Annotated in this window: 9 protein-coding genes; 5 read left to right on the top strand and 4 right to left on the bottom strand. The window is 57.5% G+C overall.

The window, feature by feature from the left end:
* The first annotated feature begins 257 nt into the window (after positions 1 to 257).
* Together GSQ95_RS20040 and GSQ95_RS20045 are read left to right on the top strand one after the other, a co-directional pair.
* Positions 258 to 1,172: a MurR/RpiR family transcriptional regulator gene (locus tag GSQ95_RS20040; RefSeq protein ID WP_158893881.1), complete on the top strand. Its 915-nt coding sequence runs from the start codon at positions 258 to 260 to the stop codon at positions 1,170 to 1,172.
* Positions 1,173 to 1,316: 144 nt separating this feature from the next.
* Positions 1,317 to 2,729 (top strand): sugar porter family MFS transporter, encoded by a 1,413-nt coding sequence (locus GSQ95_RS20045; RefSeq protein WP_158893883.1) that lies wholly within the window; start codon positions 1,317 to 1,319, stop codon positions 2,727 to 2,729.
* 67 nt (positions 2,730 to 2,796) lie between these two features.
* On the opposite strand, the gene GSQ95_RS20050 is transcribed toward GSQ95_RS20045, so the two are convergent.
* The 3 genes from GSQ95_RS20050 to GSQ95_RS20060 form a co-directional block, all read right to left on the bottom strand.
* Entirely contained in the window at positions 2,797 to 3,702 is a 906-nt protein-coding gene (locus GSQ95_RS20050) for a sugar phosphate isomerase/epimerase (RefSeq protein ID WP_158893885.1), read from the bottom strand.
* 61 nt (positions 3,703 to 3,763) lie between these two features.
* Positions 3,764 to 4,933 carry a Gfo/Idh/MocA family protein gene (locus tag GSQ95_RS20055; RefSeq protein ID WP_158893887.1) on the bottom strand — a complete coding sequence of 390 codons (1,170 nt, stop codon included), beginning with the start codon at positions 4,931 to 4,933 and terminating at the stop codon, positions 3,764 to 3,766.
* 11 nt (positions 4,934 to 4,944) lie between these two features.
* A complete protein-coding gene (locus GSQ95_RS20060; RefSeq protein ID WP_158893889.1) occupies positions 4,945 to 5,871 on the bottom strand; it encodes a sugar phosphate isomerase/epimerase in 927 nt (308 codons plus the stop codon).
* A 169-nt stretch (positions 5,872 to 6,040) separates the two neighbouring features.
* Here GSQ95_RS20060 and GSQ95_RS20065 point away from each other — a divergent pair, with 169 nt between their 5' ends.
* A complete protein-coding gene (locus GSQ95_RS20065) occupies positions 6,041 to 7,054 on the top strand; it encodes a substrate-binding domain-containing protein (RefSeq protein ID WP_158893891.1) in 1,014 nt (337 codons plus the stop codon).
* Positions 7,055 to 7,559: 505 nt separating this feature from the next.
* Here the strand turns inward: GSQ95_RS20065 and GSQ95_RS20070 are convergent.
* The gene (locus GSQ95_RS20070) at positions 7,560 to 8,225 is read right to left on the bottom strand and encodes a TetR/AcrR family transcriptional regulator (protein WP_158893893.1); all 666 of its coding nucleotides are present in this window, start codon (positions 8,223 to 8,225) and stop codon (positions 7,560 to 7,562) included.
* Between the two features lie 152 nt (positions 8,226 to 8,377).
* Here GSQ95_RS20070 and GSQ95_RS20075 point away from each other — a divergent pair, with 152 nt between their 5' ends.
* Together GSQ95_RS20075 and GSQ95_RS27260 are read left to right on the top strand one after the other, a co-directional pair.
* The gene (locus tag GSQ95_RS20075) at positions 8,378 to 9,547 is read left to right on the top strand and encodes a serine hydrolase (RefSeq protein ID WP_158893895.1); all 1,170 of its coding nucleotides are present in this window, start codon (positions 8,378 to 8,380) and stop codon (positions 9,545 to 9,547) included.
* Between the two features lie 988 nt (positions 9,548 to 10,535).
* Positions 10,536 to 10,805 (top strand): CocE/NonD family hydrolase, encoded by a 270-nt coding sequence (locus GSQ95_RS27260; RefSeq protein WP_158893897.1) that lies wholly within the window; start codon positions 10,536 to 10,538, stop codon positions 10,803 to 10,805.
* The last annotated feature ends 4 nt before the right edge of the window (positions 10,806 to 10,809 follow it).

Genomic DNA, 10,809 nt, shown 5'->3' on the forward strand with positions numbered 1-10,809 from the left:
GGCGCCCGCTGGCGAAGAAATGATCACCCATGGGTGGCTCCTGCTTATTGTTATTGCCACGATCGCCGTAGCAGGATCGCGCATGTTCGGAATGGACCCAGGCTAGAACGCGCACCTGCAAAAATCAATATTTTTTTCAAATGCAATTTTATAGAATTAATTTTCCAATCAATCGCCCCGTGCTCGGGTGTTCGGCGCTTCGACTCCATCCGGCGAATGGGTTACCGTGCCGACAGTACCGATAAGAGAGCTCCCCCATGTCCGCCGAGACATTGCCTGACGACCTGCCTATTGGCGGCCCCCACGCCGAACCACCCACCAGCGTCGAAGCCCTGCTGGCCGCCATCGCCAACGACTACGAGAGCCTGCCGCGCCAGCTCAAACGCGTGGCGGTCTATGTCAGCCAGCAGAGCGACCGGGTGATGGTCGACCGCATCAGCGATATCGCCAGCCAGTGCGAGGTGCATCCCTCGGCCATCGTGCGCTTCTGCCAGCGATTCGGCTTCAAGGGCTTCAGCGAGATGCAGGCGCTGTTTCGCGAGGCCTATACCCACAAGACCACGCCGGTACAGAACTACCAACAGCGCATCCGCACCCTGATCGCCAACAAGAGCAAGAACGAAAGCGGCAGCGATCTGGCGCGGGAATGCATCAACGCCACGCGCTCCGGCATAGACCGGCTGGGCGAGGAATTCGACGACGCGGCCTTCGACCAGGCGATCGAGCTGCTGGTGAATGCCGAGAACATCTATGTGGTGGGGGTGCGCCGCTCTTTCGCGGTGGCCGACTACCTTGTCTACAACCTGCAGCACACCAAGAAGCGCATCCACCTCATCACCGGCCTGGGTGGCGGCTATCGCGAGCAGATGCGCAGCATCGCCCAGGGCGACCTGCTGATCGCCATCAGCTTTAGTCCCTACGGCAAGGAAAGCCAGCAATGCGCGCGCATCGCCCAGCACCACAAGGCGAAGACGCTGATCATCACCGACAGCACCCTGTCGCCCCTGGCCAAGCGCGCCGACGGCCTGCTGCTGGTCAGCGAAGGCAGTGCCTTCGCCTTCCGCTCGCTGACCGCGACCCTGTGCCTGTGCCAGGCGTTGTTCCTGGCGCTGGCCTATCGTCTGGAACTGAAGATGGACGATATCCAGCTCGCCCAGGACGACGAGGAATGAACGTCTGGACCGGCCAGGGCCCAGGCTGAACGAATACTGAAGTCCAAAAAGATTAAAATGGAAATTTAATTCCAAATAAATTTCACAAAAGGTACAGTCATGCCATCCGCCTTATCACGACAATGACAAAACAAGGGGTTGGCCATGGATACCAGCAAAGCATCCGCCCTCTACGCGGCGCCCACTGCCGCCAGCCGCGGCGAGAGCCGGCGCAAGCTGCAGATCATCACCACCCTCGCCACCTTTGGTGGCCTGCTATTCGGCTATGACACTGGGGTCATCAACGGCGCGCTGCCCTATCTCAACCGGGATTTCCAGCTCACGCCGCTCACCGAGAGCCTGGTGGTCTCCGCGCTGGTCTTCGGCGCGGCCATAGGGTCGCTGGTGTGCGGCAAGATCGCCGACCGACACGGCCGGAGACGCGTCATCCTGCTGCTCTCGGTGATCTTCATCCTCGGCACCCTGGGCTGCACCTTCGCGCAATCGACCGAGGTCATGATCGCGGCCCGCCTGGTACTCGGCCTGGCGGTCGGCGGCGCCTCGATCACCGTGCCCGTCTACCTGGCGGAGATGTCACCCAAGCAGCTCCGCGGCCAGTTGGTCACCCGGCAGGACTTCATGGTGGTCACCGGCCAGTTGCTGGCCTTTACCAGCAACGCGGCGATCGCGCATTTCTACCAGGGCGACCACACCTGGCGCTGGATGCTGGTGGTCGCCACCCTGCCGGCGGTGGTGCTCTGGATCGGCATGCTAGTGATGCCCGAATCGCCGCGCTGGCTGGCCGCCAAGGGCCGCTTCGGCGAGATGTTGCGCATCCTCCGCCAGGTCCGCGAAGAACATCAGGTGGAAGCCGAGGCCGCGGAAGTCCGTCAGCAGGCCGAGGCGGACGCCAAGCAGCAAGCCGGTGGCTGGCAAGATCTGAAGACGCCCTGGATCCGCCGCGTGTTCCTGCTCGGCTTGGGCCTGGCGGCAGTCCAGCAGATCACCGGCGTCAACTCCATCATGTACTACGGTACCCAGATCCTCACCGAATCGGGCTTCGACACCCAGGGCGCCTTGATCGCCAACATCGCCAACGGCGCCATCTCGGTGGTCGCCGCCCTGTTCGGCATCTGGCTGCTCGGCCGCGTTAACCGCCGCCCCATGCTGCTGATCGGCCTGCTCGGCACCACCGCCTCGCTGCTGCTCATCGGCGTGCTGTCCCTGCTGCTGCCGCCCGGGCTGACCCGCGGCTTCACCATCCTGTCGCTGACCGTGGCCTTCCTGGCGTTCCAGCAAGCGGCCATTTCGCCGGTGACCTGGCTGATGCTCTCGGAGATCTTCCCCATGCGCATCCGCGGCTTCGCCTTGGGCATGTCCGGCTGCATGCTCTGGCTGGTGAATTTCCTGGTCGGCTTCTTTTTCCTACAGCTGGTGGCCTGGTTCAGCATCGCCACCACCTTCTTCATCTTCTTCGTCCTGGGCGTCGTCGCCCTGCTGTTCGTCCATCGTTACCTGCCGGAAACCCGCGGGCATTCGCTGGAATCGTTGGAGCGCCATTTCCAGCAGCAAGGCTGACACCCCGGCACGCAAAAAGCCCGGCCTGCTACCTGCAGGCCGGGCTTTTAAGTGGCAGCGCAAGACGTCAGCGCGGCCAGTGGCGGTCCACGTACTTCTGGATCTCCTGACGCATGAAGCGACCGGACTCGTCGGCCTTCTCTTCCCAGCCGAACACGCAGGAGGTGACGATGCCGTCGAATCCCACCTTCGCCAGGGAGGCGAAGAACAGGTCCCAATCGATCTCGCCCTGATACAGGTTCATGTGCTGGTGCACGGTGACCTGGGCACCGGGCGGATTGACGATATAGCGCAGCCCGGAAGAGGCCTTGTGGTTCCAGGTGTCGGCGATATGGACGTGGCCGATCAGCGAGCCGGCGTCCTGGATCATCTGCGCCATGTCGTCGCCGAAATAGAAGGTATGGGGCGCACAGTAGAGGAACCTGACGTTATTCGAGCCGAGGCTCTTGAGCATGTCGATGGCCGGGTGCAGCGTCTCGCACCAGTCCTCGGGATGCGGCTCCATGTTCAGGGTGATGCCCTCGCGCTCGAAGATCGGCACCAGTTCCTCCATGGAGCGCCACCAGGCCGCCTCGCTGGATTCGTGGCTGTGGCTGCCACCGCAGCAACTGATCCGATGGCCCCGCTCGGGCGAAGGACCGCGGCCGAATTCGGAGTTCATGGTGTCGCAGCCCATCTCCACGGCCACCTGGATGGCTTCCTTCCAGTAACCCACGGCGGCCTGCCGCTCGTCTTCATGAGGACTCGCCCAGCGGTACATGGGTAGTAGCGAGGCCAGTTGCAGGCCATGGTCCTTGAGCGCCTGCTTGAACTCGGCGATGCGCTCCCGGTGCGCGCGCGGACGCTTCCACCAGGGCAGGAAGTCTTCCCGTGGCGACAGTTCGAGGTACTCGAAGCCCGACTCCGCCACGTGCCGGCAGGTCTCCGCCAGGCTCAGGTTGCGGTACATGTAGGGATCTATGGCTATTTTCATGGTGCTTTCCCCTGAGGTTCCATTCGCCGGACCGGCTCCCGCGTGGAGCCGGTCCTGGGCATCAATAATCGATCCAGACCCCACCGCGATCGGCGGACTCCACGCAGCGCTCCACCCAGCGCACGCCCTCGACCCCGGCATGGATGTCCGGATAGCGCAGCCCTGCCAGCGCCGCCGTATCGCCGCGGTCCGCGGCATCCATCGCGAGCGCAAAGCGGTAGTAGAGATTGGACCAGGCCTCGAACAGCCCCTCGGGATGACCGGCGCCGATGCGGTCGTCCAGCAGCGCGTTGGCGTGCAGATAGCCCATGCCGCGCTCGAGCACCTGCGCCGGCTGCCCCTGGACCTCGAAGCTGAGCTGGTTGGGCCGTTCGTCCCACCACTCGAGACTGGCCAGGGAGCCGATCACCCGCACCTTCTGGCCGTGCATGGAGCCGGCATTGACCGCACTGGACCAGACCCAGCCCATGGCGCCACCCTCGTACTCCATCAGGGTGTAGGCGTTGTCCTCCAAGGGCGCGCGGCTCTTGACGAAGCTCTGCCGGTTGCACTGCAGCCGCTTGATCTTGAGCTCCGGTAGCAGGGTCTCGGCGATGTACAGCGGATGGGTGCCGACGTCGCCCAACACATAGCTCGGGCCGGCCAGCCGCGGATCCACCCGCCACTTGGTGGCCTCGCTCTGCGCCTCCACCGGCGCACTGTGGAAGCCATGGGCGAATTGCAGGTGCACCATGCGGATCTCACCGAGCTGACCCGCGGCGATCATCTCCCGCGCCTGCTCGATGAGCTGATGGCCGGCATAGCCATAGGTCACGCCGACGATACGGTTATGTGCCTGGGCGATCTCGCGCAGGGTTTCGGCTTCCGCCAGGGTGAAGCACAGCGGCTTCTCGCAGACCACGTGCAAGCCGGCCTCCAGGGCGGCCTTGGTGATCGCGAAATGGGTGCCGTTGGGAGTCGCCACGGAGATCGCCTGGACGCCATCCTCGCGCCCGGCTTCCCCGGCGATGAGACTCCCGTAGTCCGCATAACAGCGCTCCGGCGCCACGCCCAGGGTTTCGCCGAAGGCCTGGCCGCGAGCCGGATCTATATCGAAGGCGCCCGCAACCAGGGTGAAGTTCTGGTCACGCAGGGCGGCGGAGCGATGGATGTAGCCGATCTGGCTGTTGCTGCCGCCACCGACCATGGCCCAACGCAGGGGACGGGCGATACGTTTGCTGCCGTTGATCATCTTATTGTTCCTTATTGGAAACCGGCACGGGTGAGATAGGCGCGACTCTCGGCCACATCGTCCAGGCTGCCGTTGGCGTTGCGCGGGTCGCGCTCCTGTTCCACGGTGATATAGCCCTGATACCCCAGTTCCTGGATCAGGGTCCGCAGCGCGGGATAGTCGATGACACCCCTGCCGAGCGGACACATCACACCCTGGGCACAGGCCTCGAAGAAGCGGATACGTTCGTTCAGCACCCGATCGAACACCGCTTGATCGATGTCCTTGAAGTGCAGGTAATCCAGGCGCGCCTCGTACTGTCGCAAGGTGGTGGCGGGGTCCATGCCGGCGTAGTAGAGATGCCCGGTATCCAGGCAGAGGCCGGCGATCTCGTGCGGGATGTCGTCCACCAACCGCGCCAATTCATCGGCGAATTCGATATAGCCACCGGCATGGGGATGGATCACCGCACGCACGCCGTACTCCTGCCAGGCCAAGGTCGCGATGGCAATAATGTGATCCATCATGGTGTTCCAGGCTGCATCTTCCAAGCGGGGCGCGCGATCGGAATGGCCGGCAGCGTAGTCACGCTCGTCATGGCCCCAGTCGATCACCACCAGGTAGGGGAGCGGGAAACGCTGTCCGGCTTCCGGGTCCATCGCCGGCAACTGCTTGAGCAGGGCACAGATATTGTGGGTCTGGGTCAGCAGCGAGGGTAGATTCGCCGGATCGACCAGGTCGTCGAAGATGGTGCCGGCCACCACCTGCAGGCCATTGTCGCTCAACGCCTGGCCTACCTCGGCGGCATCCAGCGGCAGGTAACCATAGGGCCCAAGTTCGATGCCGCGGTAACCAGCCTGACCGGCCTCGCGGAGCACCTGGCGCCAGGGCGGCAAGAAGGGATTCCTGACGTCATCGACCCCCCAGCAGCAGGGGGCAGTCGAGATATGAATAGCCATGGAAAGCTCCATTATTGTTGTTTTAATGCCCTAGTGGGCGTGCTCCGGATGCTAGGGCATTCCTGTTGACGCTGCTATAGTGCTTCACGCAAACCTGTCAAAACCCCTCACCATCAGACTAGGAGCGTGTCATTTGATGTCAGATTCCGGAAATGTACGTCGCCCTACTATGGTCGACATAGCCCGAGAGGCCGGAGTAAGTTTGTCAACGGTTGACCGAGTACTTAATCTTCGCGCTGGAGTACGAGCAGATACCGCACAGCGAATCGCAAACGCTGCCACAAAGCTCGGTTTTCGTGCACATGGGGTCATCGAACAAAGGCTTCGGCATGAGCGACCGACAATCCGTCTCGGTTTCCTTCTTCAGAGAAGTGGCGTGGCCTTTTATCAGGAACTCGCTCAGGCATTAGCCGAAGCGGCCGCGGCAACCGCGCATGCCCGGGTACGGGTGATGATCGGCTATCTAGATGAGCTGGATCCGCTGGCCGTAGCCCGGCGCATCGAAGCGCAACGCGGCGAAGTCGACGCACTTGGCGTAGTGGCGGTCGATCATGTGGCCGTACGTGAGGCAGTATATGACCTGCGCTTAAACGGCATGCCAGTGCTTGCAATGATTTCCGAACTAGCAACTAGGGCAGGAGCTGGTTATCTGGGGGTAGACAATCGTCGGATGGGGCGCGTGGCCGGCTGGTTTATAACCCATCTCGCATGCAAGCCCGGGCCGGTAGCGGTTATGGTCGGTAGCCAAAGATTCCAGTGTCAAGAACTATGCGAACTCAGCTTCAGAACCTATTTTGCGGATATTGCTGGAGACTGGGAGATTTTGGGGTCACGTTTAACGTTGGAGGACGATCGCTACGCATACGGGAACACCATAGACTTACTTAGTTCCTACCCTGAACTTGCAGGTCTCTATGTCGCAGGCGGTGGTATTGAAGGCGTTGTTCGAGCTTTAGAGGAACTAAAAGAAAAGTCAATCAAACTACCCTTTGTGGTATGCCATGACCTCACCACAATCACCCGCGGCGCATTAGCACAAGGGTTAGTTCATGCCATAGTGTCTCACCCCATGGAGAAGCTAGCGCGCAGGGCTATTGATTCTCTCGTATCAGCACATATCGAAAAGGAGCAACCTGGGCACGAACTACTACCGCTACAGCTGGATATTCCTGAATGCCACTGAGTCTCGTAGCACATCCATTCAACGTCGTTGCCGTAGCGCCACTTCCTGATTATCGATTAGTTCGCCCTTCATCAAAAATGCTGCCATAGGTTACTGGCCGACAGTTCCTACAATATCCAGCATTCATTCCCGATACCGGGGCCGGTTCTGAATTAGACCTGTAAATCCCCAAAGCACAGCAAAGTATACTTGGACCCCAACTCCGCATCTATTGTCCGTTCTAAATATCGAAATAAAGGGTAGCTGAGCGAGAGAATGACTCACAAACAACCATTACGTTAGCGCTCATCACGACAAGCATGCGAGAAACTTTATGCTTATGCATTGAGATGCCTAAGGCAGTACTGTCGTATTTATCCAGCTGACATAACATATACACATAGTGCGCCTGCCGATCTGGCATGAAATACTTTTACCAAAGATAAATTATTTAATTACTCCCCCTTGCCTTAAATAAAATTTTAAATAGCAATGTAAAACGCCCTCATTTTCTACGAGCGACTTTCTAGTCGCTATAACTTTTATCAGCAATCAGTGAGTATTTGATACCCCTTAAACCAGCGATCGCAAAACCTTTCAAGTGGTCGGAAAGCGTATGCGAGGGCATAGCAAGTATGCTTATAACCGGTGGAGGCGCAGCCTCGCCCCCGACGAGCAGCATCAAACATGGCGCCATAACATTGACCATGCAGCGCGTAACCACAGGGTCACCTTTTGGTAGGCCGATAATAGCAGCAACGAGGCCGCAAATTATTTCCGCCTTGGGCATAACACCGTCGTTTATCAATACATCCGAATGAACGGTTGGAGAAAGCATTTCGCGAGCGCATACCCGTATTGGCCAGCCGCGCTCCAAATAGATGCGTTCTACTAAATGGTCAATGAGGCGACCGAGCTTTTCCTCTGCAGAGTCTTGCCCTGCATCGATCTGCTGTAAGTCATCAATACTGATAAGACGCCGATGTCCTTCGAGCAACACAGCTTGGTAAAGGCCAGCGCGGCCCCCAAAGTGATAATTGATAGCGGCAACGTCGACCTGGGCAAGGGCCGCAACGGCTTTGCTAGAGGTTTCAGCGTACCCGGCATGAGCGAAAAGCTGCCCAGCGGCTTCTAGAATTCTACCGCGTGTTAGGTCTCCGTCCCCCCTCGGGATACGACGCGAAGCAGTCATTCCAGCTCCTAGATAGGCAAGATAGACGAATTATCGCTCGAAGGCGCTGACGAGCCAAGACGAAGACGGAAAAATTTTCAATTTAAATCGAATTTAAACTATCCTTGAAGGGTCTATAGGGAGGCACGTCAAAATTCCTGCTTGGAGGTCTCATGAACACAGATGCCTATCCACATCCATCTACATTAGATGAAAACGCCTTATCTCGATTAGATACGAGCATTCAGGACGACATTGACAACGGCCAAAATTTTGGCGCCTCCATCATTGTCGCGCACAAAGGCGTGGTTCAACACCGCAGGACGTTCGGCACGGTAGCTCCTGACCGCAAAGCTAAGGTAGATGACCTCTATTTGATGATGTCGCTATCAAAGTCATTTACGGCCGCCTTGACACTGCGAGCCATCGATCACGGTCGCTACTCACTGGACACGCGCATCGCCGATTTTATCCCGGAATTCGCAGCTGGCGGAAAACAGCGCGTTACAGTGCGACATCTGCTTACCCATACAGCAGGCACCTATGCCAATTTTGCTCCACCGCAACCACTCCTGCCGAGCGAACTTGGAAACCTGGCGAAGAACGTCGCGGCAGTGTCGGCATTGCCTGCTGCAAATATTCCTGGTGAACGGGTGGTGTATAACCCATTTGCCGGTTACGCAATGCTTGGACAGTTGCTAGTTGTCACAGATCCACTCAAACGCCGTTTCGCCGATATTGCACACGAAGACTTATTCGAACCGCTGGGGATGCACAATACATCCTATGGCCTAGCACCTGATGAACCCCGTCGAGTACCAGTCGCTTTCACGAAGCGCAATAGCAACAAAACAACTAGTCAGACGGCAAAGCTGCTCAACCAATATCTTGACGAAAGCAGTGAGCACCCCGCCGGCGGAGCATTTAGCACTGTCGATGATATCTTTCGTTTCGCCGAAGCCTTGCGGCCATACGCAAATGAGTCAGGGAAACAGTTCATTTCGCCGGCACTGCTTTCCTACGCAACGCAAAACCATACCGGGAATATGGGGAACGGGGCGTGGGATTTCTATCGAGAGGCGCATGGGCTGCCAGAATACCCCGCAAATTTCACCTTACTAGGTGGATATGTCCGCGGTGACGGCCATTTCATCAATGGTGCGGGATTTACCGCATCGCCCCAGACCTATTACGCAGTAGGCGGAGGGTCTACGATGTGGTGGGTCGATCCAACACGTGAACTGACATTCGTTTTTCTTAGCGCAGGATTTATCGAAGGTCTAGCGCACTTCAACCGATTACGACGGCTGGGCGATCTCGTATTGGCGTCTTGGATTCGTTGAATGCCGGCCTGGATCGCCTTATTTCAGGGTCGACTCTGCCGCTGTTGCGTTGGCGGACGGCGCGTTATCTCTATCCATATTCATACTCGCAGGGATTATTGAGTAATCGGACTTATTAGGTGCATTATCTTGAATGGGATTACCGCTCTGACCAAATTGCAGGAAACTGCACAAAATGGTTCGCGCCGCAGCTAGTAAGAAACCGGAATTTAGGATTTGAAGCATACGTACTGTCGTAGTCGGACAATCACTCTGGACATGCCGTGCACTTCATTCGTTACCTCGATGCTGGCACGGCTTTACATAACGTAAAGTAGAAAAATTGCATACTTAAAACCAGGAACGCTGACTTTGTCTAGGTTCTATCCTGGATGAAGATACCATTTGGCTACTAGCATGGCTGTTGATAATAGTTTTGCCCTGTAGCTCATATTTTTTAAATGAAAAGGTTAGCCAGACAAAAAAACGGCACGATTATTTTACCCGCACTTGCTCGATCTTTGGCTATTTTTATTTGTACAGTTGCCACTTTGTCGAGTGTTCTATTTTTTGAGGTGAAAGCTAATCCTATGATATTCAGGTGCAATAGGAATATTGACTCGTCCATAAAGGAGTACCTATGCGCGAAGAAAAAGGCGTCTTTATCCGGCAAGTGCCTATGAAAGTTAGAGGCGATGATAAGTATGCGGTATGGCATAGACGACCATTGCCACTATAGGCGCCACGGGCGCGCTACTTCGGATTCGCGTAGGAAACCGTTTTGCTTAGAAAAGGCGAAATACGGCGTGACGGTGCCATGCCATTGCTCTGTGATATTTACCTTGATCGCAACGTGCCGGTTATACTAAGCGATGGCATAACTATCTTCACCGACGTGTTCCGGCCAGTTCATAGCGGTAACTATCCTGCAATTGTCTCATGGAGCCCGTATTGAAAAGAGGTCGGTAGCGAGTCGGTCGACGACTTTCCCGAACGGTCCGGCGTAGCGTTGGGCCGCCTTTCGGAGCTAAATAAGTTTGAGGGTATCGATCCGGCCTTCTGGGTAAACCGCGGATACGTCGTCCTCCAACCTGACTCCAGAGGAGCTTATAAGTCTGAAGGTAACCTAGTGTATTGGGGTACACAATTGGGGGAAGACGGCTACGACTTTGTGGAGTGGGCTGCGGACCAAAATTGGTCAAATGGAAAAATTGGCATGGCAGGTAACAGACCGTGTCGGTATTCAACCCGTCATTGCCCGACGCAAGATGCGTCGTAAGCCC

The organism is Pseudomonas sp. BAV 4579 (assembly GCF_009765395.1).
GTDB classification, from domain to species: domain Bacteria; phylum Pseudomonadota; class Gammaproteobacteria; order Pseudomonadales; family Pseudomonadaceae; genus Chryseomonas; species Chryseomonas aestiva.

Bases quoted from the DNA above. Each gene is read 5' to 3' on its own strand.
- GSQ95_RS20040 (WP_158893881.1), top strand. From the start codon at position 258: ATGTCCGCCGAGACATTGCCTGACGACCTGCCTATTGGCGGCCCCCAC.
- GSQ95_RS20075 (WP_158893895.1), top strand. From the start codon at position 8,378: ATGAACACAGATGCCTATCCACATCCATCTACATTAGATGAAAACGCC.
- GSQ95_RS20050 (WP_158893885.1), bottom strand. From the start codon at position 3,702: ATGAAAATAGCCATAGATCCCTACATGTACCGCAACCTGAGCCTGGCG.
- GSQ95_RS20055 (WP_158893887.1), bottom strand. From the start codon at position 4,933: ATGATCAACGGCAGCAAACGTATCGCCCGTCCCCTGCGTTGGGCCATG.
- GSQ95_RS20060 (WP_158893889.1), bottom strand. From the start codon at position 5,871: ATGGCTATTCATATCTCGACTGCCCCCTGCTGCTGGGGGGTCGATGAC.
- GSQ95_RS20045 (WP_158893883.1), top strand. From the start codon at position 1,317: ATGGATACCAGCAAAGCATCCGCCCTCTACGCGGCGCCCACTGCCGCC.
- GSQ95_RS20065 (WP_158893891.1), top strand. From the start codon at position 6,041: ATGGTCGACATAGCCCGAGAGGCCGGAGTAAGTTTGTCAACGGTTGAC.
- GSQ95_RS20070 (WP_158893893.1), bottom strand. From the start codon at position 8,225: ATGACTGCTTCGCGTCGTATCCCGAGGGGGGACGGAGACCTAACACGC.